The following is a 22,957-nucleotide window of genomic DNA, read 5'->3' on the forward strand; positions in this document are numbered from 1 at the left end:
ACCATGTATGTCGCAGTCAAAGGCGGGGAGCGGGCGATCGAAAACGCCCACCGCCTCCTCGATCACGCCCGCCGGGGCGATCCCGCCGTCCCGGAGCTTACGCCCGCGCAGATCGACGAGCAGCTCGCGCTCGCGGTCGACCGCGTCATGGCCGAGGGCTCGCTCTATGACCGCGATCTTGCCGCCTTGGCGATCAAGCAGAGCCGTGGCGACCTGATCGAGGCCATTTTCCTCGTCCGGGCCTTTCGTACCACCTTGCCGCGCTTCGGCGCGTCCGAGCCGGTCGAGACCGACGCCATGCGCATCGAGCGGCGCGTGTCGGCGACCTACAAGGACCTGCCCGGCGGGCAGGTGCTCGGCCCCACCTTCGACTACACGCATCGCCTCATCGACTTCGCGCTCGCGGCCGGCGTATCGCCGCCCGAGCCCACGATGGCCGGGGAGGGCGAGGCCATCGACGCGCCGCACGTCACCGGGCTGCTGGATGACGAAGAACTGATTGAAGCGAACCCGCCGGGGCGCGGCGACGAGGCGGTCGGCGACCTGACCCGCGAGCCGCTGGGCTTTCCGGCCGGCCGCGACCTCCGCCTGCAGAACCTCGCGCGGGGCGACGAGGGCTTCCTGCTGGCGCTCGGCTACTCCACCCAGCGCGGCTTTGGCCGGACTCACCCCTTCGTGGGCGAGATCCGCTACGGCGAGGTCGAGGTCGAGTTCACGCCGGAGGAGCTGGGCTTTCCGGTCTCGCTCGGGCGCGTCGCCCTCACCGAATGCGAGATGGTCACGCAGTTTTCCGGCACGGCCGAGGTCGCGCCGCAGTTCACCCGCGGCTACGGTCTCGTGTTCGGCCAGTCCGAGCGCAAGGCCATGTCAATGGCGCTTGTGGACCGGGCGCTGCGCACCCGCGAGTTCGGCGAGGACGTGGTCGCGCCCGCGCAGGACGAGGAATTCGTGCTGTCGCACTCCGACAACGTGCAGGCAACCGGCTTCGTCGAGCACCTGAAGCTGCCGCACTACGTCGACTTTCAGGCCGAGCTCGGCCTGATCCGGCAGCTGCGCCGCGAGCATGCCGAGCGCGCCGCCGCGAAACAGCCCGAGGCTGCCCCGCGCAGGGAGGCGGCCGAATGAACGCCCCCATGACGGCCGGATACAACTTCGCGTATCTCGACGAGCAGACCAAGCGGATGATCCGCCGCGCCATCCTGAAGGCCATCGCGGTTCCCGGGTATCAGGTCCCGTTCGCATCGCGCGAGATGCCGATGCCCTATGGCTGGGGCACGGGCGGCGTGCAGGTGACCGCCGCGGTGATCGGCGAGCACGACGTGCTCAAGGTCATCGACCAGGGCTCGGACGACACCACCAATGCGGTGTCGATCCGCAAGTTCTTCGCCCGCACGGCCGGCGTCGCAACCACGACGGCGACGGCTGAGGCAACCGTGATCCAGACGCGCCACCGCATCCCGGAGGCGCCGCTCTCGGAGGAGCAGATCCTCGTCTACCAGGTGCCGATCCCCGAGCCGCTGCGCTTCCTGGAGCCGCGCGAAACCGAGACGCGCACCATGCACGCGCTGGAGGAATACGGCCTCATGCACGTGAAGCTCTACGAGGACATCGCCCGGCACGGCCACATCGCCACCACCTACGCGTATCCGGTGAAGGTAAACGGCCGCTACCTGATGGACCCGTCGCCGACGCCCAAATTCGACAACCCGAAGATGCACATGTCGCCCGCGCTGCAGCTCTTCGGCGCGGGTCGCGAAAAGCGCATCTATGCGCTGCCTCCGTATACGCAGGTCGTGTCGCTGGATTTCGAGGACCACCCCTTCGAGGTGAACAGGTTCGACAAGCCCTGCGCGCTCTGCGCCGCCCACGGCGTCTACCTCGACGAGGTCGTGCTGGATGACAGGGGCGGGCGCATGTTCGTGTGCTCGGACACGGATTACTGCGAGACCCGCCGCGCCGAAGGGCATCGGGGCGAGATGCTGGCCGACGCGCCCGCCGAGGGAGGCGCGCCATGAGCCCCGACCACGAACTGCCTCTGCTTCAGGTCGAGTCGCTGGGCAAGATGTACGGCGCGCGCGTCGGCTGCGCCGACGTGTCGTTCGAGCTCTACGCGGGCGAGGTGCTGGCCGTGGTGGGCGAATCCGGCTCCGGCAAGTCGACGCTGCTCAGCGTGCTCTCCACCCAGCTCGCGCCCAGCGCCGGCGCGGTGCGCTACCGCATGCGCGACGGCGTGTTGCGCGACATGTTCGCGCTCTCGGAAGCCGAGCGCCGCTTCCTGATGCGCACCGACTGGGGCTTCGTCCACCAGGATCCGCGCCAGGGGCTGCGCATGGGCGTTTCGGCCGGCGCGAATGTGGGCGAACGCCTGATGGCGGTCGGCGAGCGCCATTACGGCCGCATCCGCGACACTGCGCTCGACTGGCTCGGCCGCGTCGAGATCGAGGCCGGGCGCATCGACGACCAGCCGCGCGCCTTTTCGGGCGGCATGCGCCAGCGCCTGCAGATCGCCCGCAACCTCGTCACCCATCCGCGGCTCGTGTTCATGGACGAGCCGACAGGCGGCCTCGATGTCTCCGTCCAGGCGCGCCTGCTCGACCTCCTGCGCGGGCTCGTCGCCGATCTCGGGCTGGCGGTGATCATCGTCACGCATGATCTGGCGGTGGCGCGGCTGCTGTCGCACCGCATCATGGTGATGCGGCAGGGCAGGGTGATCGAGACGGGCCTCACCGACCAGGTGCTGGACGACCCGCGCGAGCCCTACACCCAGCTTCTCGTCTCCTCCGTGCTGCAGGTATGACCATGGAAGCGCTCGCGATCGACAACGTCGGCAAGACCTTCACGATGCATCTGCAGGGCGGCGCCCGCCTGCCCGTGGTGCGCGACGTGTCGCTGGCCGTCGCGCCGGGCGAATGCGTCGTTCTCGGCGGCCCGTCCGGCGCCGGCAAGTCGTCCCTGCTGAAGATCGTCTACGGCAACTACCGTTGCGACGATGGCCATGTCTGGGTGCGGGACGGCGACGAGCGCGTCGACGTGGCGCGCGCCGCGCCGCGGCGCGTGCTGCGTCTGCGTCGGACCACGCTGGGCTATGTCAGCCAGTTCCTGCGCGTCATCCCGCGCGTCTCGGCGCTGGACCTCGTCGCCCAGGCGGCGGTGGAGCAGGGCGCCGCGCCGGCTGACGCGGCTGACCGGGCCGCCGCCTTGCTGGAGCGCCTCAACGTGCCGCGCCGGCTCTGGAGCCTGCCGCCCGCCACCTTTTCGGGCGGCGAGCAGCAGCGCGTCAACATCGCGCGCGGCTTCGTGGCCGAGCATCCGGTGCTGCTGCTGGACGAGCCGACGGCGTCCCTCGACGCCCGCAACCGCGCCGCCGTGGTGGAGCTGATCCACGACAAGAAGCGCCGTGGCGTCGCCATCCTGGGCATCTTCCACGACGAGGACGTGCGCGACCGCGTGGCCGACCGCGTCGTGGACGTCACCCGCTTTTCGGCCGCCGCCTGAGAGATCATCATGGACCCGCGCGACTACGTGCTCGCCAACGCCACCCTCGTGCTTCGCGATCGCGTGATACCTACCGGCTGGGTGGCGGTGAGCGACGGCCGCATCGTCGAGATCGGCGAGGGCGCGCCGCCCGAGAAGGGTTTCGACCTGAAGGGCGACACGCTGATCCCCGGCTTGGTGGAACTGCATACCGACCACCTCGAGCTTCACTACACGCCGCGCCCCGCCGTGCGGTGGCCGGCTGTCTCGGCCGTGCTGGCCTATGACGCCCAGATCGCCGGATCCGGCATCACCACGGTGTTCGATTCCCTGCGCGCCGGGCAGGAGGATCGCCGCGACGCCGTCACCAACAGCCTGGAAATCCTGGCCGGCGCCCTCGACGAAGCCCGCGAAAAGGACCTCCTGCGCGCCGAGCACCTCACCCATCTGCGCTGCGAGATCTGTACCCGCGACGTGATCGAGGTCACGACCGCCTTCCTGGCCAAGCGCCCCATCCACCTCATGTCGCTGATGGACCACACCCCCGGCCAGCGCCAGTTCCGCGACGTCGAGAAGTTCCTGGTCTACTACCGCGGCAAGACGCCCCTGAACGAGGCCGAGCTCCAGCAGCTCATCGAGCGCCGGATCGAGGAGCACGGCCGGCTCGGCGTCTCCAATCGCCGCCGCCTCGTCGAGATCGCACGGCAGCACGGCGTGGCGCTCGCCAGCCACGACGACGCCACGCTGGAGCATGTGGAGGAATCGGTGGCGGACGGTGTCTCGATCGCCGAGTTCCCCACCACGGTTGAAGCCGCCGAAGCGTCCCACGCGGCCGGGATCGGCGTCCTGATGGGCGCGCCCAACCTGGTGCGCGGCGGCTCCCATTCGGGCAACGTCGCCGCCGAGGATCTGGCGCGGCGCGGCATGCTCGACATCTTCTCGTCCGATTACGTCCCCGCGAGCCTGATCCACGCCGCCTTCGACCTGCACCAGCGGGTGCCCACGATCACGCTGCCGGACGCCGTCGCGACCGTCACGGACAACCCGGCCCGCTCAGCCGGCCTCAGCGACCGCGGCCGCATCGAGGTCGGCCTCCGCGCGGATCTCGTGCGCGTCACGCAGGGCGACCTTCCCGCAGTGCGCGCCGTCTGGCGCGAGGGGCGGCGCATCTCGTGACCCACGGCGGCGCATGGGGGCCCGGGCGCCTCATTCTGGTGGTCGGGCCGAGCGGCGCCGGCAAGGACACGCTGATCGGCATTGCGCGCGACGCCTTCGCGCATGATGGCCGTGTGGTATTCCCCCGCCGGCTCGTGAACCGGCCGGCGAACGCCTTCGAGGATCACGACACGTTCAGCGAAGAGGCGTTTCTGGCCGGCGAGGCGGCCGGGCTCTATCCGCTGTGCTGGCGCGCCCACGGCCTGTGCTACGCGCTGCCGGCGAGCATCGTCGATGCGGTGCGGGACGGACGCGTGGTGATCGCCAACGTCTCCCGCGCCGTGATCCCGCAGGCACGCGATCGCTTCGCCAGTGTTTCGGTCGTGCTGGTGAGCGCCCCGCCGGAGGTGCTGCGCCAGAGGCTCGCCGCCAGAGGGCGCAACGAAGACGTCGCCGCCAGGCTGTCGCGGGCTCGCGCTCATTTGGATTGGGCGCCCGATCTCGAAATCGCCAATGTGGGCGACCCTGTCGTGGCGGCCGCCGCGCTCCGAGCGCTCATCAGCGAAGCGCTCGCGACGGGCTGACGCGTCTCGCCGTGGGGGTCTGCGGCGCGATGGAATCCACCGACGCTCAGCGACGCCCTCCGCACCGCCTATTCGGCGCGGATGTCGTATTTCGCCAAGCGGTAGCGAAGGGTGTCGCGCGTCACCCCGAGCCGCTGGGCGGCGCGGGTGACGTTGCCGCCGCACTCGCGCAGAGCCGTGGCGATGTGGTCCCGCTCCACGTCCTCCAGCCGCGACTGCCGCGCCGCCGTCGGGGTGGGCGCGCCGACGGGCGCCAGCGCCGCCATGGTAGAGAGCGCCAGGTCCTCGGGCTCCACGACGTCGCGCCGTGCGCTGAGCAGCGCCTGCTCGATGGCGTTGCGCAACTCGCGCACGTTGCCCGGCCACGCGTGGCTGCGCACCAGCCGCCGCGCCGCCGGCGACAGCGTCACCGAAGGCCGCCCGTAGCGCTGTCCCTGCAGCCGGAGGAAGTGCTCGGCCAGGTGCTCGGCGTCATCCGGCCGGTCGCGCAGCGGCGGCACGTCCACGGTGACGACCCGCAGCCGGTAGTAGAGATCGGCGCGAAACCGGCCGCTCTGCACCAGCTCCTCCAGCGGCCGGTTCGTGGCCGCGATGAAGCGGATGTCGACCACGCGGTCGCGCACGCCGCCGACGCGCCGGACGGTGCGGTCCTCCAGCAATTTCAGCAGCTTCAGCTGGATCGAAGGCTCCGTGTCGCCGATCTCGTCCAGAAACAGCGTTCCCCCGTGGGCGGCTTCGGCCAACCCCAGCTTGCGCTCCTTGGCGTCCGTGAAGGCGCCCCGCTCGTGCCCGAACAACTCCGACTCCAGCAGGTGCACGGGCACGGCCGCGCAGTTGGGCTCGATGAAAGGGGCCCGGCGCCGGCCGCCCTCGAGATGGAAGGCCCGCGCCACCAGCTCCTTGCCGACGCCGGTCTCGCCCCGGATCAGCACGGTCGGCGGTCGGCCTTCCACCAGCCGCGCCTCGGCGTCCACGAAAGTCTTGATCCGCTCGCGCAGCGCCTGCATCTGCGAGGATCGCCCAACAAGCGCGGCGAGGCCGCCCGACGGCGCGCCCTGCGTGGCGTAATACGCCATCGCGCCCTCGAAGCGCTCCTGGCCGACCGCCTTGTCGACCAGGACGTGCAAGGCGCTGAGCACCACGGGCTTCGCCACGTAGTCGAACGCGCCGGCCTTCATGGCGTCCACCGCCACCTGCACGCTGCCATTGCCGGTGACGCAGATCACCTTCACGTGCGGGGCGGTGTCGCGAATGCGCTTCAGCACGTCCAGCCCGTGCATGTCCGGCAGGTTGATGTCGAGCAGCACGAGGTCGATCTCGCCCGCCTGGAGGCTCTGCAATCCATCGGCCGCTGTTCCGGCCACGATCACCTCGTAGCCCCGCCGGTCGAGGTAGCGCTTGATGTTGCCCGCCAGAACCGCCTCGTCCTCGATGCAGAGGATGCCTTGCCCCATCCTCAGCGCTCCAGCGCCAGGATCACGGTGACGCGTGTCCCGCGCCCGGGCCTGCTCTGGATGCGCACTTCGCCGGCGTGGCGCTCGACGATGCGGCGCGACAGCGAAAGGCCGAGGCCCGTTCCGTTGGGCTTGGTGGTGAAGAACGGCCGGAACGCCTTGCGGGTGGAAGCCGCATTCATCCCCGGGCCCGTGTCATGGATATCGACGCGCACCGAGCCGCCGACGCGTCCGCCGGTCAGCGTCAGACGGCCGCCGCGCGGCATCGCGTCCACCGCGTTGGCGACGATGTTGCGAAAGGCGTGCAGCAGCGAGGTGCGGCTGCCGATCACGATAGGCAGGTCCTCCAGGTGGTTCTCGACCACGATGGCGCGCATCTGCATGTCATGCGCCATGCCGCCGAGAACCTCGTCGAGCAGCGCGCGGACGTCCACGGCTTCGCGCGGGATCGTCCCGCCGCGGCAGGCGGCGAGCATGTCCCTGATCCAGCCGTCGATGCGGTCGGCCTGATTGGTGATGTCGCGCAGCGAGGCGGCCAGTTGCGGGCCGTCCTCTTCCTGGGCGATCTCGGCCGCCGAGCGGATGGAGGCCAGCGGGTTGCGGATGCTGTGCGCCACCGAGGCGGACATCTCGCCCACCGCCGACAGGGACTCGGACGCGACGAGCCGGTCCTGCTGGTCGCGCAGCAGCGCGTCCGCCTTGCGGATCAGCCAGAACAACGCGGCGTAGAGCGCGATGCCGAACAGGCCCGCGCTGATCCAGACAAGCTGTACGCCCCGGTCTATGGATCGGAACAGGGATCGCGGCAGCTTGTAGATCTCCACCACGGCGATCACGTGCTGGCGCGCGGAGTCGCGGATCGGCAGGTAGGCCTCCACAAAGCGGTTGTCCTGGCCGTCCTCGGCGCGGTCGCGGATCCAGGTGTGTTCGGCCTTCTTGTCGTTGGGGTTGAACACGCCCGTCGAGGAGACGATCTGGCCCGCCAGGGCTTCGTCGAGCTCGTCATTGTTGGTGAAGCGTCGCCCGATAAGGCTGGTCTCGCTGGACCACAACACGACGCCGTCGACGCTGTAGAGGTTTGCGTTCACGACGCCGGGCAGCGACGGAATGTGCAGCACAAAACGGTTCAGGGCGTCGCGGGCCTGCGCGTCCGAGGCGCCGGCCGAGAAGGACATGTAGCTGTCCTCGGTCCGGGCGATGCTCTCGATGAAGTCGCGGCTGACTTCGGCGTCGCGCATCAGCATGTGGCGGGCGATGAACTGCCCCAGCAGCAACGCCATCGCGACGCCGCCGACCGTGATGATCACGAGGCTGGACAGCGAGAACCACCGCAGCAGGCTGAAGCTGGCGCGAGGGGAGGGAGCCGCCTCGACGATCGGCGCTTCGCTTTCGGTGAGATGCGTCGCGATCGACATGGCGCGTCCACTGTGGCGGGCGACGCCCGCGGCCCGGTCACTGTAGCGTCCGTCGGCGGAGCGCGACAGCTTGGTGAAAATCCGTGGAGCCCGCATGGGCTCCACGGATCAGAATCGCCGCGTCAGCCGTGCCCGGCGCCGTCGCGGCCCTTGCCGCCTCCGCGGCCGCCACGATCTCCCGCACGGTTGTCGGCGCCGTTTTTGGCGACAACGACGCCGCCGTCGATCGACGTGTGCCCGGCGCCGTGACCGCCCTTGCCGCCGCCGCCGCGACCGCCGCGATTGCCGCCGCGGTCGTCGCCGGCGTTGTGGCCTGCGCCGTCGTCGGCGCCGTTGCGCGCGACCGTGGCGGCGCCGTCGATCGCCGCACGGCCGCCCTTCGCCGCTCCGCCGCGACCGCCGCGATTGCCGCCGCGATCGTCGCCGGCGTTATGGCCCGCGCCGTCGTCGGCGCCGCCCCGGGCGAAAGCCGGCGACACGAGCAGCGACGCGAGGTCAGCCCGGATCGGGGCCGGCATGGCTAAAAGCGCGATGGCGGAAGCGCCCAGCAGGGCCGTAGTGAACTTGGTCATGGTGACCTCCGTTTCCTCGAAGGCGGGCCGTGTCGGCTCCGCTGACGACCCCTGCGCAATGCCCGTGCCATCAAGGAGAAAAGATCGAAACGTAAATCATTACAGCAGGTTAGGCCGAAAAGCCGATTGGGGGAGCCCCCGTGGTATTCACCCGTTTCGGGGGATAACACCCAGCTCGCAAGACCCGGAGGCGGCGAGACCCGGCCGCGCGGCGCGTCCGGGGCTCTGCTCGATTCAGGCGAGCGGGGTACGACCAAGCCAGCGCATCGACGCAGTGGGAGTGCGCCCACGCCACGGCGCCCCGGCCCGCAAAGCCCAAGGCGGGCTCAGCGATCCACGGCGCGGACCAAAGCGCTGCCGATCTCGGCTATGGCGGCGTTGCGGGCGTCCATCGACGCTCCGGTTTCGGTGAGGTAGATCGCCGCCACGATCGGCGGCCGGCGCGGGGGCCAGAGCACCGCGAGGACGCTGCGCGTGCCGTGACCGCCGGCGCCGGTCCGGTCGGCGATCCGCCAGCCTTGCGGAAGGCTCGCCCGCAGCAAGGGCCCGGCGACCTGGTTTCCGATGAGCCATGCCTGAAGCTGCCCGCGGCTTTCAGCCGAGAGAACGTCGCCCAGCACCAGCTTTCGAAAGCTCTCGGCGGCTGCGGCCGGGGTGGTCGTGTCGCGAAGATCGCCCGGGACGCCCTCGTTCAGTTCGGTTTCGCGGCGGTCCAGTCGCGTCTCCGTATCGCCGATTCTGCGCATGAACGCCGTCATGCCGCCTGGACCGCCGATCGCGTCGAGGATGAGGTTGGCCGCGGCGTTATCGCTCACCGCCGTGGCGGCGGCGCAGATCTCCGCGAGGCTCATCGAACCGCCGACATGCTTCTCCGTGACGGGGGCGTAGGGCACGAGATCGCTGCTTGTGACAGCAACCCGATCGTCGAGCCGCCTCTCGCCGGCGTCGACCCGGGCCAGCAGTGCGGCGCACGCAAACGCCTTGAAGGTGCTGGCCATCGGGAAACGCTCGTCCTGCCGGTAAAGCCAGCGACGGTCCGTTCCCACCTCCGCGGCCACTACGCCGATCCGCGCCTTCAATCGCGCCTCGACGCCGCGCACGCTGTCGACAAAGGAATCGACCGGTGCGGCCGCCAGCCAGGACGAGTGCGCCGAAGCTACGGAGGCGGCGGCGCCGGCGATGAGGGTCCGGCGGGAAATCAATGGAATCACGGTACGCTCCTGGAGATCCGGGGGTGCCGCGGGAAGTTCATCGCGATGGCGGCGGATGTTGGGCGCGACCATGGATCGGCGCCCAAGCTTCCGGCCTGTCCGCACGGCCGCATGCGACGCGCGAAGCGACGGAGTTGCCTTGCTTATGAACGGACGGTGGACTTCGCAAGGGCGCCCTTGGGAAAGGCGGTCGCGGCTAAACCTCCGCCGCGGTCGCCGACTGTTCGCTGCTTTACTTGGCGGCCAGCAGCTCTTCCACCTGCAACAGCACGAGCTCGTTGTCGTCGGCCTTGTTGGGTTCGCGGCTGGACGAGAACGGCAGGTTGTTGTCGTTGCCGACCACGATGTGGCTGGCGTCGACCACGTCCACATTCTCGATGGTGAAGAACGGGAAGGTGAGAACGCCGGCGGTGAGCGGCTTGCGGGCCAGCTTGTCCGGGTCCTGGATCTTCATGAGGTCGATGTAGCCGATCTTGCGCACCGGCTTGCCGACATTGGCGTCGCTGAGCTCGATCTTGTAGACGCGCTTGAACTTGGCGACGTCCGGGAAGCAGGCCGCGCCGCGCACGCCCGCCGCGCACGCCTTGTCGGCCGTGCCTTCGCCGTTGTCGCGTTCGATCACCAAACCGGTCGTGCCGTCGATCATGTTGAAGTCGCCGATGGCGTTGCCATTGGCCTCGAAGCGATAGTGCCAGTAACGACCGGTGAACTTCTCGGCCGCGACATCGAATTCAAGGATCCGCGACGTTTCGGTCCCATCGACCTTTTCCCATTCCTTCTTGTCGGCGTCCCACAGCGGGCCTTCCAGCAAGCCGTAGATGAACTTTCCGTCCTTGCTGGACGCAAAGCCTTCGAAGCCCTTCGAGCGGCGCAGGTTGACGTTGGTGTAGGTGGCGCCTGGCGCGCCCGGCGACGCCGCCGCGTAATGGTCGGGGGAGCGAACGGGCTTGCCGTCCGCCACGGTCTCGAACACGCCGAGAACCTTGCCGCTTATGTCGGCCTTGATCAGGTAGGGCCCGAACTCGTCGCCGATCCACAACGTCTCGCCGATGATCTGGAAGCCTTCGGTGTCGAAATCCGAGCCGGTCAGGTAGCGCTTCTCGGTTCCCTCGTGCACGATGCGGAAGGGGACCTTCTTGTCCGGATCATGCAGGAAGACCGTCTTGTTGTGCCGCCAGGCGCCGGACTTCCATTCGATCGTCCAGTTGTTGAGGTAGAGCATCGAGTCAAGCGAATTGGCCTTCGAGCCCATGCCGTTGTCGGTGATGATCCAGAACGAGCCGTCCGACATCACCTTGACGCCGGAGTGGCCCTGGATGGGCTGGCCCTTGAACGGCAGCTTCACGCCTGTGGCGCGCTCGAACGACATGCCCATCACGGAGCCTTGCGCGTCCACGCGCTTGCCGGTGGTGTACTTGCCGGACGTTTGCAGATCCAGCGGAGCGTCGGACGGGGACGGGATGAACGTCTCGGCCGCCAGCACGGCGTGGCCGGCGAGCCTGGCCGGAAATTCCTGCTGCGCTGACGCCGCCGTCGCGGAGATCGCGAGCCCGAGGCTCACCAGAAGAATGGCGCGTTGCATACTGACCCCCATGAGTGAATTGGACGGCTTCTTCTGCGAGGGCGGCGCGACGGTGCGATGACGTCCGGCTGTCATTTTAACGACAGTCGCGGGTCTAGCGTCCGCGGAGCCCGGACACGACGCTTTGCCGGTAGGCGGCGAAAGCCGGAACCATGGCCAGCAGGACGCCAAAAGCTGCAGCCAGCCCTGTCATCGCCCACTCGTTGGGGCCAAGGCGCGCGTTCAGCACGAAGCCGAAGCGCTCCGAGAGCAGCGCGGAGGTGCCCGCGGTGGCGCCGAAGCCCAGCGCCATTCCGGCCAGAGCGGCGGCGCAGACCAGCAACGACACGCCGAGCCACACCACCGCGAACACGTACCCCCGCGGCGCGCCGATGGCGCGCAAAACCGCGATGTCGCGCCGGCGGGCGGCCGCGAGCGCGAAGACGCAGACCAGCACCGAGACGAACACGAGCGCCTGCGTGGCCAGCGCCATGGCCGCCATCACGGCCTTGACGTCGGCCAGAGCGCCATAGAGCTGCACCAGCACCTCGGCCGGGAACACCGCCATCGTGCGTCCGCCCCGAAACGCAGCGCGCAGCCGGTAGGCGTCCGCCACGCTGGCGGCCTTGACGACGATCACGGGCGCGTCGCCGGTCGCGTCCGGCCAAGGCGACCCGATCCGCGCGTCGCCTTCCGGCCGCCCCCGCGCGAGCCCATGCGTTTCCCAAACGGATTCGATTGGAACCAGGATCGCACGGTCGTAGGGCGTGCCCGTGGGCGGCATGCGTCCGACCACGGTCAGGTCATGCCCATCGTGGCGCGCTTCGCCGGGGAGGGCGCGCCCATCCTCGCGGGAGTGGCCATGCGACGTGACGATGGTGGTTCCCAGCGCGAGCGGAACGTCCCACCCCACGACGGCCTCGTTTTCCGCCGCGAACACCCGGCCGAGCTGCAGCTGCCGCTTGCCGCCCCGGGTGACGAAATCGGCAATGGTCCCCACCACCGGGCGCCCGCGCCAGGTGTCGCCGAACGCCAGCGGCGCCGCCCAGGCGACGCCGTTGCGGCGGGCGAGTTCGGACCAGACCGCATCCGGCATCAGCGGCAGGGCGCTTTCCTGGAGGTAGACGCCGGTCAGCACGAGCTGCGTCTCGCTGCCGGGCGCGCCGACCAGGAGGTCGAAGTCGTCCGCCGCGCGGGCGCTGCCCTGGCGCAGCGCGCGCTCCTGAGCGGTGACGGTCACGCCGATCGCGATCGCGAAAGCCATCACGGCGAACAGCGCCAGCGCGCCGAGCCAGGAGCGCCGCAGCTCGGCGCCGATGAGCGGCCACGGGTTCATGCCGCCGCCCCGACCAGAGCGCCGCCGGCGATCCGGATCGTGGACCCGAGCCGCCCCAGCAGCGCGGCGTCGTGCGTAACGACCAGCAGGGTCGCGCCGCTCCGGCGCTCGGCCGCCAGCAGCAGATCCGCGACCCGCGCGCCATTGTTCGCGTCCAGGCTCGCGGTGGGTTCGTCGGCGGCCAGGATGCGCGGCTCGCGCACCAGCGCCCGCGCGATGGCCACGCGCTGCTGCTCGCCGCGCGACAGCACCCCGGCGCGCCGTGCCGGCTCCGTGAGGCCCACCGAGTCGAGCAGTTCGAGCGCGCGCTCACGCTGGGAGCCGCTCAGACGCCAATGGTCGAAGCGGAACGGCAGCAGCACGTTCTCCAGCGCGGTGAGCTCGGGCGCGAGGTGAAAGTCCTGGAACACGAGCCCCACGTTACGGCGTCGCCACGCGTCGCGCGCTCCTTCGCCGAGTTTCGCCAGGTCGACGCCGCCCCAGTGGATGCGTCCGGCCGTCGGGCGTTCGATGCCGGTCAGCACATGGAGAAGGGAGGTCTTGCCAGAGCCCGAGGGTCCGCTGACGCCCAGCTGGTCGCCCGCCGCGATGCGCAACGTCGGGATGTCGAGAATGGTCGTGGCGTCGTCGCCGCGCCCATAGGTCAATCGCAGGCCTTCGACCGTGAGCGCCGGAGCCTCAGACGATGCGGAAATCGGCATTCATGATCCGGATCTGGGACACGAATCCCGTGGTCGGATCGGTCGCCGAGCCAACCTCCAGAACGCCCGTCACGGCGATCGGGTCGGAGTAGCGGGTGGGCTGGGCGGCGTTTCGCAGATGAACCACGACGATGTCGGTCGGCCAATCCGCGTCCGACGAGCAGAAGGGACAGAGCGACACGGGCTCGCGAGTCAGCACGAAGAAGTCGCTCTCCGCCTTGAGCGGAGGAGCCATGTAGCCCTGCATCCCCACGGCCGCACCCTTGAGCGACAAGAGCCTGGGGGAGAACCGCAACCCCAGCACGCCGGACGCTTCGTAGAGGTCGGCGAAGTCGAGCGCCGCCGGCGCGGCCCAGGACGGGCGCACGCCTCCGGCAGCCAAGCCGGCCGCCATCGCCAGGAGGGCACGGCGACGGCTGAGCCGTGGAGTTGCAGCGTTACTTCGATGATCCGAGTGCGAGCGCATGCGCCATCACCTTGAACACGTCGGTGTTGTCCATCAAGCCCTTCACCATCTCGGAGCCGGGGCCATAGGCGTTCAGCAGCGAGTCCTCGGCGCTGTGGACGTCGGAGTTGCCGTCCTTGGGCAGGTTTCCGGCCCGCAGTTGCGCGCCCGGCGACTTGGCGTAGATCTCGTTCGCCGCGTAGGTACCCTTTTCCTTGCCGGCGACGGTGGGATTGTTGGGGCCGTCCATCTTGGGCCGGTAGGTCTCGTAGTAATCCGGGAAGCTGGCCGAGAACAGCGCGAGGCGGTCCTTGACGTCGACCTTGTTGGGATAGCCCTCGGCGTCCGGGGCCGGGTAGCTCGGATAGCCTGCGTCCGCATAGATGCCGAGCCGGTCCCGCAACTCGACGTTGGGGGCAGGGCCGTCCATGTCGTCATGCATGACGCCGACGATGCCGACCGGGTGGGTATGGTCGGCCAGCACCAGGATCAGCGTGTCGTTCTTCTGGTCGGCGAAGTCCTTGGCGACCTTCACGGCGTTGTCGAGCATGATCGTGTCGTAGATCGCCCGCTCCATGTCGAGGGCGTGCGTGTACTTGTCGATCAGGCCGGACTCGACCATCAGCACGAAGCCGTTTTCGTTCTTGGACAGCACCTCGATGGCGGACTTCACCTGCTCGGTGAGGTCGGGCTGCTCGGGGTAGCGCTTGACGCTGCCGACCTTCAGGAACTTGCGATCGAGCACGCCGTCCATGTTGCCGAGGTTGAACAGGCCGAGCAGCTTCTCGGCGCCGGCTGCCGAAGCCGCCTTCATCTCGCCCGCCGTGGTGGCGACCGCATAGCCGGCGTCCCTGAATTTCGCGACGTAGTCCTGGTCGTCGCCGCGCTTGGAGCCGGCCATGCTCTTGGGAATGAAGTTCGCCGCGCCGCCGCCCATGATCACGTCTGGCTTCTGGTCCAGGAACTGCTGGACGATGACGTCGTACTCGGCGCGCCGGCGGGTGTGGGCCACCATGGAGGCCGGGGTGGCGTCCTCGATCTCGGTGTTGGTGACGACGCCGGCCGCCATGTTCAGCCGGCGCTGCGCCAGCGACGTGATGGTCTCGACCTTGGGGTCGTCCGTCGTGCTCTTGGTGCGGTCCGCATAGACGCCGAGCGCGTTGGTGGAGGACTTGTGCCCGGTCGTGTAAGCGCTCGCCGAATTGGCCGAGTCGGTGATCACGCTGTCGACGCCGGAGGTCGACACCAGCGCCATGGCGGGCATGTCATCGAGGGTGAGCTTGCCCTTGTACTTGCCCTCCTGGATCCCTCTGGCGAGGATGCGCGCCGCCACCCGGTGGGCGTTCGACATGCCGTCGCCGATGAACAGGATGACGTTCCTGGCCTTGCGCGGCTGAGCCGTTTCGTAGACCTCCCACGCGACCTCGCGGGTGTTGACGCCGTCTGTCGCCTTAACGACATAGCGGCCCGGCTTGTCGATCACAATGTCACGCAGCGTCACGGCCGACTGGTCCTTGTCGTCCTCACGGGCGACGTAGGCCGCGGCGCGGCCAAACGCCTGGGCGTGGTCTTGGCCGTTCACCGTCACGGCGATCTTGCCGGCCTCGACCAGCCCGGGGAACTCGACCTTGAGGTCAAACTTCGCCCCGACCAAAATCTGCGCCCGGTCGATCGGGTATATGGTCTGGCTCAGCGCCGGGGCCGAAACAGTGGAGAGCAGCAAGGCTGCGGCGAACGTCTGGCGCATGGCATGATCCTGAAGGGAGACGAAGAACGCCAACATCGCCTAGAGACGCCGCGTGACGCCCCCATGACAGGTGCCCGAACGGAGCAAACACGGCAAATATTCGCCGCCTTCGACCTGCATTCCACTCCTGCCACAGCATTATGAGAGCCCAGCAAAGGAGGTGGGAGACGGCATCAACGATGCTCCCGCGCTCGCCGCCGCCAGCGTCGGCATCGCCATGGGGGGAGGAACCGACGTCGCCTTGGAAACGGCCAATGCGGCGGTGCTCCACGGCCGAGTCATGGACATCGCTGATATGATCGCGCTGTCGAAGCGGACAATGGCGAACATCCGCCAGAACATCACCATCGCGCTTGGGCTCAAGGCAGTGTTCCTCGTGACCACGATCGCTGGCGTCACGGGGCTCTGGCCGGCGATCCTGGCCGACACGGGCGCGACGGTGCTGGTGACCGCCAACGCCATGCACATGCTGCGGGCGCGAGGCTGACGATCCGCGGCCAAGCTCTTGACGATCAGAGCGGCGGCGGCCGATGCCGAACTCCGTCGTCACCCAAGGGTCAGCGGATCCAAGACCGATCGCTTATTCGCCGAGTTACCGTCCGGCATAGCTTCGTGTCCGCTGTCCGCTATCCGCTATCCGATGGCGGAAACCGCGATGGCTTCGCCGGGCCATGACCTGGCATCTAGTGTGGATGATCCTCCGGTTCGGTCATCCGAAACGGCAGGGTCTCCTGCTGGCCTCGTCGCGACAGGACCAGGCGCGCCTCGAACTCATGAGGCTCCGCGGGCGCGACCTCGCTGACGAGAACGCCGGCGGCGCCGCCGGCGAGGAGCGCCAAGGATTCAATCCGCCCGCCGTCGCGAAGGATTTCGACGTTCGCCTCGAGCGGGAACACGGGTTCGTCGAGTGTCAGCCGCATCCGCTCACCGGACGAGGTATCGACGATCTCGAGCCGGCCGCTCGCCAGCCGGCCGACGAAGACGAACGGGTCAGGCGCGTGATGATTTCCGTGGAGAGTGGGCGCTAGATGTCCTCCGGCAGGGCGCAAGGCCACGTGCGCCGAGGCGAAGCTGGGCAGATGTCCCTCGAAAGCCGCGATCAGCTCGCCGCGCACCCGTTCGGCGTCCGCGATCGTCAGAGCGGGGTCTACCGCCGCCGTGGCCTCGACGTGGAGCTTGTGCCCCAGCCAGCGGAGCTTGACCTCCGGGGCGCCGACGATCCCCGGAACGTGCTCCGCGGCGTGGCGCGCCTCGGCCGTGATGCCGGGTTCGACTCCGTCGATCATGCGGCGGACGACGGACACCGAGGATTGCCAGACGATGCCGAAGATCGCGAGCGTGATCAGCAGGCCCACGATGGGGTCGGCCAGCGGAAAGCCCAGCCACACGCCGAAGGCGCCGAGCACGACGGCGAGGCTCGTCAGGCCGTCCACTCTGGCGTGATAGCCGTCGGCGATGAGGGCCGCACTGTTGATGCGGCGGCCCACGCGGATCCGGAAGACGGCGACGGCCTCGTTTCCGATGAAGCCGACCAGGCCGGCCGCCGCGACCCAGCCAAGGAGGCTGATCGGTTGGGGATGGATCAGCTTATCGAGGGCTTCATAACCCGCCACGAGGGCGCTGGCGAAGATGATCAGCACGATCGCGATGCCGGCGAGGTCCTCCACCTTGCCGTAGCCGAAGTTGAACGTGGCCGTGGGCTGCCGGCGCACCAGGCGGAAGGCCACCCAGAGCGGGATGGCCGTGGTCGCATCGGCCACGTTGTGGATCGTATCAGCGAGCAGCGCCACGGATCCCGACGCGATGACCACCAGGATCTGGAAAAAGGCGGTGATGGCCAGGATCACGAAGGACCACTTGATGGCCCAGATGCCCTGCGAAGTCGTCGCGATGGTGGGATCCATAACCCCGTGGCTATGGCCGTGCCCTCCGTGGCTCCCGTGGGACCCATGGCTGCCGTGCCCGCCATGGGCGCCGTGAGAGCGGGAGGTCACGTTACTGTAGCCCCCATGTCCAAAGCCGAACCAGTCGAGCAGCTTGCTCACGTGCACATCCTCATAGGTATTTCGCGAGCTGCTTGAACTCGGCCAGGACTTTGGTTGGCGCGGCCTTGTCGGCATCGAGCTCGTGGCCGAGGCAATGCTCGATGTGGTCGTGGATCAGCAGTTTCTTGGCGTTGGCGATCGCCGTTTCGACGGCGTGAAGCTGCTGGGCAAGCTCCACGCAGCTGCGCCCACTTTCGACCATGTCGATCACGGAGGCGAGGTGGCCGTTGGCCCGCTTGAGACGGGCGATCACGTCGGGGTGGCTGGCATGGATCATGGACCATGTCCTATCCCCCTGGATAGGATCCGGCAATCAGCCGCGAGCAATGCTGGTTCCATGTTTTGGCGGAAATGGCCGTCGGCGCCGTCGCTAGGGAATCCTGGCGAAGCTTTTCATAGGGTCGGACGGTGGCTTCACGGCCTTCGGCTGTTGGACTGGATGCTTGGTGTCATTGCGAGATAGCTGGAGCACACAGCTACGCAATTCTTTCAAGCTCTCCAAAGTCAGCCGCAAGCCCGGCCGGATAGCGAACCCTGAACCGCCAGCCGCAGCCGTGGCGTTCGGGATATGGCGAGTGTCCCACCCCTGCGCCCCATCCATGTGGCAATAAGGGGAGCGGATTCCCAGACGGAAAATCCGAGGGCTCGTCTGGAGCTGCGCCTGAGTTTGGCTGGGGGACCTGGACCCTCATTTTTCCAGACGTAAGTGCTTGAACCTCTATGATTGTTCACATTTTCCGGTTGCGTGGGCTACCAAGCTGGGCTACTCCGTGGGCTACCAGACGCCCTCAGCGAGAATCCCATGGCGCTCGACAAGCGGTACCTGAAGTGGCACGGCAATCAGTGGATCGTGGTGATGAAGGTCCCCGAGAAGGTCCGTGCGACCATTGGGAAGGCCCATTTCAAGGCCCCGCTCCACACCCCTTCCTTGGCCACCGCAAACGACCTCCGCTGGGATCACGTCACTCGCTTTCGGAAGGCGATCAAGGCAGCGGAGAGCGGCGCTGCGAAGGGTCCAGACCCGCTGGTGGAAGAGGCTCTGGCGATCCGGGCCAGCGAAGGCCAGCACGGGGTTGATGAGGCGGTCGTTATCGAGGTTGCCGAACAGCGGGCCAAGGAGATCGAGGCCAAGTTAGGCGAGGGGAAGGCTTCCACGTTCTACGCCATCGCCACGGGCCAGGAGACGCCCGTAACGGCCTATGTGGATGCGTGGCTCGCTGAGACGCCCATGAAGCCCCGCCAGAAAACCGACTACCGCAGGGCCGTGACTACCCTTAAGGGCTGGCTGACCAAGAAGACCCTTGAGGCCGTCACGAGGAAAGAGGCGGGCTCATACGTCTCAGCTCGGGTTGCCCAGGGTGGCCATTGGAAGACCATCAACAAGGACGTTTCTGCGCTCCGCTCCTACTGGAAGTGGCTGCTCAAGAAGGGCCACGCCGAGCTGGACGTGTGGATGGGTCAGTCGCTTGCCAAACAGCAGACCTCCAAGAAGGAGGAGCCGCGTCCGTTCACGCCTGACGAGGTGGGGAAGCTCCTCGAAGGAAAGGCAAAGGACTTCCTGAAGGATGCGATAAGGATCGCTGCCCTGTCAGGTATGCGCGTCGAGGAGATTGCTCAGCTTCGGGTTGAGAACATCGGCCCCGACGGGATGGAGATCGTGAAGGCGAAGACGAAGGCTGGTGAGCGAACAGTCCCCATCCACAGCGCACTGGCGTCCCTGATCGAGACGCGGGTGAAGGGCGCAGTGAACGGCTGGCTCTTCCCCGAGCTGCCTGAGGTGGCCGAGGATAGCGTCATGGAGCGGTCCCAGAAGATCGTGAAAGCGTTCGTGACCTATCGCCGCGCGTTGGGCATCGAAGACATGGTGGAGGGCTCACGCCAGTCTCGGGTGACCTTTCACAGCCTGAGGCGGTTCTTCGTAACCGAAGCAGAGAGGGCAGGGCAGCCCATCCCCATCATCGAGTTCGTAGTTGGTCACAAGCGTGAGGGCATGTCTGCCGGGAGGTACTCGGGTGGTCCCAGCTTCCAGCAGAGGAAAGCGTGCGTGGAAGCCGTGAAGCTGCCCTAACTCTCGACGCCATAGCCACCTCGATCTCGCATAAGCTCCTTAAGTTCGCCGCTCGTGGTACTCACGCGGACCGGAATGCCTCGCAGAAAGTGACTGCCTCTCTTCCGCCAGATCACGCGAGCAACGAGCGACAGGTCCGCTTCGTCATCGAGGAAGTCGTTGAGGCCCAGGCTGACGAGGCGGGTCTCCCGCTGTTGGATGAATGCGGGCCGAGGGCGGTCGGTGAAGATGCGGACGACCTCTTCAACATCGTCTCCAACGAAGTAGAGGATGCCCGGCCGGTCAAAAACGATGTCTTCGATGATTATCTCGTCGGCCGAGCAGTTTTCGATGCGCAAGCAGATCTGCTTAACAAAGTGACCGGATGTAACAGCGAAGTCGAAGTGGACGATCGGTCGAGAGGCAAGAATACGATCCCATACAGTGAAGAGGAATGTGATTAGCCCGGCAACGGATCCGAGCGTTTTGACGCTTTCGACGACGTCCAAATGTCACCTTCCGCCATCCTCGACGCCGGTGGCGAACGGGATGCCCACCAGCGGCTCGAATTTCAGCCATTCACTAAACCAATGCCTCTGGTCCAGGCAAATTCCAGCCTCCTCCCAAACCTCACATGCAGCCCCAGCCCATCGAGTATAAACGAAGCAGCGTCCACTACCGATCTACATAGTCTGTTCGTTGCCCCAATGTGGAATAGCTCCACGACCAAGGCGTAGCTCGCGCTCACCGAGGGACGATTACAGGGCACGCCTTAGTTACGAGGGTGGATTACTTGCGTGGGTGGGATGCAGAGGCTACCTTTTTGGTCTCGAGATAACCAATTCGGTTCAGGACGTACTTCGAAGCCACGCCAACCGCAACAAATCCTGCAATGATCAACGCGAGCCGCCAAAAGGCTTCGGCGTTGGCTGAGATCATTTGATAGAGAACGATGAACGGTAAACAAACGAACGCGACCAGCTTGGCCAAACCTTGGCCAAGTGCTGCGCGATTAGCTAAGCCTCTATCTCCCTGCCCGTAGCTTTTGCGCCTCCCCACACCCATCTCCATCGCCGCTCGTTGTTCCAGCAAGGTAGCTCTCGGGCGGCCAACATGGCAACGGCTTGGCTCTCCACCGTTTCCCATCAGTGATGGTAAATCGGACGCCATCCCTGGGCCGACAACCGACATCGCAGGACAGGTGCACATCGAAGAAGCGTAAGGAAGAGGCCGTTTGTTTTGTCTCGAAACTGCGAAAGACCATCGATGGGCGGGGCGCGCGCCAATCCCCCCGTGGCCCTCGCCCGAACCACCGCGACGGCAGCCCCTCTTGGGGCTGTCAATGTGGACCCTCGCTGACAAGAGCATCCAAAATCGGCTGGGCTTCATGCAGATAGCGCGGGAACAGTTTCTGGCGCTTGAGCTTGCGAACTACTGGCTTGGCCTCGTCCGCCATCCGCCCGTCACCAATGGTACGTTGAATGCAGACGTCACCTGGACTCGCGAGGCCTCGGCTCAGGTACCAATCCCAGAGCGTTTTTCCGAGAACTATCGTGCGGCCCGGATTAAGCATCCTCCTCTGTTCGCTGGTCAGTCTCCACGCATCATCGAGGGTCGTCCTGTTGGGCGGGTGTTTGGCATCGGTCCTCCACTTACACACGTTTAAGTAGGCGATCTCTTCGAAATCAGCTTTTTGGGCACGTAGAATTTCGTTGATCCCGTTGTTCTCTATCACCTTCCATCGAGGCATGAAGATAGCCAAGTGAGCCATCAGTGCTTCAAAACCAATTACAACAGTTGGTCCTGAAGCGTTCTTCAAAGCTCTTATCAATTTGTATTGTGTTAAATCATCGGCGCTTATCCCGTCCCCGCCCTTTGCGGGGTTTAACGCAAGCACAAGTGGGCAGCCATCGCGATAGCCTTTCCCAACGTATCCTGGCTGGGGCAGGAGGTCGAAACTCGCGCCACGTTGGAGTAGTGACCCGGAATGGGCAAGCGCGGCGGGCACCTGAGATCTTGCCACTTTGCGCCAAAGAGAGGCGAGTTGGTCGCGGCTGCTCATTCCCAAGTTCCCTATCGCTGATGCAGAAGCTTGTACTTAGACCTACGCACAGTCCAGTCCCGGCTGCGTATTGTATAACCACCAAACGTCCGTTAGATGGTTATGCACATACTGCCGTTGAGGACCGAGACGATGACCAGCACGACCGCTTCCTCCACCCGCCTCGTATCCTATGCCCGCGTCAGCACCGACAAGCAGGGCCGTTCTGGGCTCGGCCTGGAGGCACAGGAGGCTGCCATCAAGGCGCACCTCGCGGCCACAGGCGGGACACTGGTGGCATCGTTCGTGGAGGTCGAAAGCGGCAAGCGGGCGGATCGCCCGAAACTGTGCAAGGCGATTGCCCACGCGAAGCTAACCGGTTCAGTGCTGCTGATTGCCAAGCTGGACCGGCTCTCGCGTGATGCTCACTTCCTCCTCGGGCTTTCGAAGTCGGGGGTAGAGTTCGTGGCGGCTGATATGCCATCGGCCAACCGGCTCACGGTGGGCATCATGGCGATGGTGGCCGAAGAAGAGGCGCGGATGATCTCGGCTCGGACGAAGGCGGCGCTGGCCGCTGCAAAGGCTCGGGGCGTCAAGCTGGGCAACCCGCAGGGTGCGAGGGCCATCAAGGACGCTGGGCACCACCGGAAGGCGACGGAGGCCGTTGTGGAGGACGCTCAGACCCGCGCACAGGCCATTCGTGAGACCATCGAGGCCATCAAGGCCACGGGGCGAACCTCGGCCAACGCCATCGCCCGGGAACTGAACGCTCGGCACATCGCCACGGCACGGGGTGGGAGGTGGACAGCGAGGTCGGTGATCAACGTGCTGGAGCGGTTGAGCGCCCCATAGGGCGGCTGATTACCCCAACCTATCGGGGAACCCCGTCCATTTCCCCTCACCCTAGGAATACACGCTCGCCACCTTGCGAGCCGTGAGGGTGCGCCCCGTCGATTTCCGCCCACCCTAGGAATACCCGCGCCACATCGTCAGGTCGGCGGTGGCGGCCCGGTCGATTACCCCACACTTACGGAGAACCGCACCGCCATGAGGCGTTTTGTGGGGTTTCCCGTCGATTACCCCCTCCTATTGGAGAACCCCGCGTCGATCGGGGGACACCTAACGGAGAACCCGCGTCGACTTCGGCTGTCTGTGTGGGTGGGGGTACC

The 22,957-nt window shown here is 66.9% G+C and carries 22 protein-coding genes and 1 pseudogene; 9 read left to right on the forward strand and 14 right to left on the reverse strand.

Features of this window, described 5'->3' with window-relative positions:
• Nucleotides 1–3 precede the first annotated feature (3 nt).
• From AC1DSZ_RS00765 to phnN, 6 genes are read left to right on the forward strand one after another with little or no spacing between them, the layout of a single operon-like run.
• Nucleotides 4–1,125, forward strand: coding sequence for a carbon-phosphorus lyase complex subunit (locus tag AC1DSZ_RS00765; RefSeq protein WP_476836498.1), 1,122 nt, complete (start codon nucleotides 4–6; stop codon nucleotides 1,123–1,125).
• Nucleotides 1,122–2,015: an alpha-D-ribose 1-methylphosphonate 5-phosphate C-P-lyase PhnJ gene (locus AC1DSZ_RS00770; protein WP_476836499.1), complete on the forward strand. Its 894-nt coding sequence runs from the start codon at nucleotides 1,122–1,124 to the stop codon at nucleotides 2,013–2,015. The genes AC1DSZ_RS00765 and AC1DSZ_RS00770 overlap by 4 nt, the downstream gene beginning before the upstream one ends.
• Entirely contained in the window at nucleotides 2,012–2,797 is a 786-nt protein-coding gene (gene phnK, locus AC1DSZ_RS00775) for a phosphonate C-P lyase system protein PhnK (RefSeq protein WP_476836500.1), read from the forward strand. The genes AC1DSZ_RS00770 and phnK overlap by 4 nt, the downstream gene beginning before the upstream one ends.
• Entirely contained in the window at nucleotides 2,794–3,495 is a 702-nt protein-coding gene (phnL, locus tag AC1DSZ_RS00780; RefSeq protein ID WP_476836501.1) for a phosphonate C-P lyase system protein PhnL, read from the forward strand. The genes phnK and phnL overlap by 4 nt, the downstream gene beginning before the upstream one ends.
• Before the next feature lie 9 nt (nucleotides 3,496–3,504).
• Nucleotides 3,505–4,650, forward strand: coding sequence for an alpha-D-ribose 1-methylphosphonate 5-triphosphate diphosphatase (locus AC1DSZ_RS00785; protein WP_476836502.1), 1,146 nt, complete (start codon nucleotides 3,505–3,507; stop codon nucleotides 4,648–4,650).
• Entirely contained in the window at nucleotides 4,647–5,213 is a 567-nt protein-coding gene (gene phnN, locus AC1DSZ_RS00790) for a phosphonate metabolism protein/1,5-bisphosphokinase (PRPP-forming) PhnN (RefSeq protein ID WP_476836503.1), read from the forward strand. The genes AC1DSZ_RS00785 and phnN overlap by 4 nt, the downstream gene beginning before the upstream one ends.
• A gap of 68 nt (nucleotides 5,214–5,281) precedes the next feature.
• Here phnN and AC1DSZ_RS00795 read toward each other — a convergent pair whose 3' ends face one another.
• The 9 genes from AC1DSZ_RS00795 to AC1DSZ_RS00835 all read right to left on the reverse strand — a co-directional run bounded on the left by AC1DSZ_RS00795 (nucleotide 5,282) and on the right by AC1DSZ_RS00835 (nucleotide 15,655).
• On the reverse strand, nucleotides 5,282–6,667 hold the full coding sequence (locus AC1DSZ_RS00795; RefSeq protein WP_476836504.1) for a sigma-54-dependent transcriptional regulator: 1,386 nt from the start codon (nucleotides 6,665–6,667) through the stop codon (nucleotides 5,282–5,284).
• A gap of 2 nt (nucleotides 6,668–6,669) precedes the next feature.
• Nucleotides 6,670–8,178 (reverse strand): sensor histidine kinase, encoded by a 1,509-nt coding sequence (locus AC1DSZ_RS00800; RefSeq protein WP_476836505.1) that lies wholly within the window; start codon nucleotides 8,176–8,178, stop codon nucleotides 6,670–6,672.
• A gap of 26 nt (nucleotides 8,179–8,204) precedes the next feature.
• Nucleotides 8,205–8,654, reverse strand: a complete 450-nt coding sequence (locus AC1DSZ_RS00805; RefSeq protein WP_476836506.1) for a hypothetical protein — start codon at nucleotides 8,652–8,654, stop codon at nucleotides 8,205–8,207.
• A 326-nt stretch (nucleotides 8,655–8,980) separates the two neighbouring features.
• Nucleotides 8,981–9,937, reverse strand: a complete 957-nt coding sequence (gene bla, locus AC1DSZ_RS00810; RefSeq protein ID WP_476836507.1) for a class A beta-lactamase — start codon at nucleotides 9,935–9,937, stop codon at nucleotides 8,981–8,983.
• Nucleotides 9,938–10,097: 160 nt separating this feature from the next.
• On the reverse strand, nucleotides 10,098–11,447 hold the full coding sequence (locus AC1DSZ_RS00815) for an esterase-like activity of phytase family protein (protein WP_476836508.1): 1,350 nt from the start codon (nucleotides 11,445–11,447) through the stop codon (nucleotides 10,098–10,100).
• Nucleotides 11,448–11,541: 94 nt separating this feature from the next.
• Nucleotides 11,542–12,762: an FtsX-like permease family protein gene (locus AC1DSZ_RS00820; protein ID WP_476836509.1), complete on the reverse strand. Its 1,221-nt coding sequence runs from the start codon at nucleotides 12,760–12,762 to the stop codon at nucleotides 11,542–11,544.
• On the reverse strand, nucleotides 12,759–13,463 hold the full coding sequence (locus tag AC1DSZ_RS00825) for an ABC transporter ATP-binding protein (RefSeq protein ID WP_476836510.1): 705 nt from the start codon (nucleotides 13,461–13,463) through the stop codon (nucleotides 12,759–12,761). The genes AC1DSZ_RS00820 and AC1DSZ_RS00825 overlap by 4 nt, the downstream gene beginning before the upstream one ends.
• The gene (locus AC1DSZ_RS00830; RefSeq protein ID WP_476836511.1) at nucleotides 13,441–13,845 is read right to left on the reverse strand and encodes a hypothetical protein; all 405 of its coding nucleotides are present in this window, start codon (nucleotides 13,843–13,845) and stop codon (nucleotides 13,441–13,443) included. The genes AC1DSZ_RS00825 and AC1DSZ_RS00830 overlap by 23 nt, the downstream gene beginning before the upstream one ends.
• Nucleotides 13,846–13,900: 55 nt before the next feature.
• Nucleotides 13,901–15,655 (reverse strand): alkaline phosphatase, encoded by a 1,755-nt coding sequence (locus tag AC1DSZ_RS00835; RefSeq protein ID WP_476836512.1) that lies wholly within the window; start codon nucleotides 15,653–15,655, stop codon nucleotides 13,901–13,903.
• A 157-nt stretch (nucleotides 15,656–15,812) separates the two neighbouring features.
• On the opposite strand from AC1DSZ_RS00835, the pseudogene AC1DSZ_RS00840 reads away from it, so the two are divergent.
• Nucleotides 15,813–16,142: pseudogene (locus AC1DSZ_RS00840) on the forward strand (heavy metal translocating P-type ATPase); the annotation flags it as partial.
• 196 nt (nucleotides 16,143–16,338) lie between these two features.
• Here AC1DSZ_RS00840 and AC1DSZ_RS00845 read toward each other — a convergent pair.
• Nucleotides 16,339–17,700 carry a cation diffusion facilitator family transporter gene (locus AC1DSZ_RS00845; protein WP_476836513.1) on the reverse strand — a complete coding sequence of 454 codons (1,362 nt, stop codon included), beginning with the start codon at nucleotides 17,698–17,700 and terminating at the stop codon, nucleotides 16,339–16,341.
• 10 nt (nucleotides 17,701–17,710) lie between these two features.
• Nucleotides 17,711–17,977, reverse strand: a complete 267-nt coding sequence (locus AC1DSZ_RS00850; RefSeq protein WP_476836514.1) for a metal-sensing transcriptional repressor — start codon at nucleotides 17,975–17,977, stop codon at nucleotides 17,711–17,713.
• A gap of 525 nt (nucleotides 17,978–18,502) precedes the next feature.
• On the opposite strand from AC1DSZ_RS00850, the gene AC1DSZ_RS00855 reads away from it, so the two are divergent.
• Nucleotides 18,503–19,768, forward strand: a complete 1,266-nt coding sequence (locus tag AC1DSZ_RS00855) for a site-specific integrase (RefSeq protein WP_476836515.1) — start codon at nucleotides 18,503–18,505, stop codon at nucleotides 19,766–19,768.
• Here AC1DSZ_RS00855 and AC1DSZ_RS00860 read toward each other — a convergent pair.
• The 3 genes from AC1DSZ_RS00860 to AC1DSZ_RS00870 form a co-directional block, all read right to left on the reverse strand.
• On the reverse strand, nucleotides 19,765–20,256 hold the full coding sequence (locus AC1DSZ_RS00860; RefSeq protein WP_476836516.1) for a hypothetical protein: 492 nt from the start codon (nucleotides 20,254–20,256) through the stop codon (nucleotides 19,765–19,767). The two genes, AC1DSZ_RS00855 and AC1DSZ_RS00860, sit on opposite strands and share 4 nt — an antisense overlap.
• Before the next feature lie 280 nt (nucleotides 20,257–20,536).
• Nucleotides 20,537–20,839 carry a hypothetical protein gene (locus tag AC1DSZ_RS00865; RefSeq protein ID WP_476836517.1) on the reverse strand — a complete coding sequence of 101 codons (303 nt, stop codon included), beginning with the start codon at nucleotides 20,837–20,839 and terminating at the stop codon, nucleotides 20,537–20,539.
• 247 nt (nucleotides 20,840–21,086) lie between these two features.
• The gene (locus tag AC1DSZ_RS00870; RefSeq protein WP_476836518.1) at nucleotides 21,087–21,809 is read right to left on the reverse strand and encodes a uracil-DNA glycosylase family protein; all 723 of its coding nucleotides are present in this window, start codon (nucleotides 21,807–21,809) and stop codon (nucleotides 21,087–21,089) included.
• 132 nt (nucleotides 21,810–21,941) lie between these two features.
• Here AC1DSZ_RS00870 and AC1DSZ_RS00875 point away from each other — a divergent pair, with 132 nt between their 5' ends.
• Complete coding sequence (locus AC1DSZ_RS00875; protein ID WP_476836519.1) at nucleotides 21,942–22,640, forward strand: recombinase family protein; 699 nt, start codon at nucleotides 21,942–21,944, stop codon at nucleotides 22,638–22,640.
• Nucleotides 22,641–22,957: the final 317 nt, after the last annotated feature.

The sequence above is a fragment of the Alsobacter sp. P4_H11 genome (genome assembly GCF_056400925.1).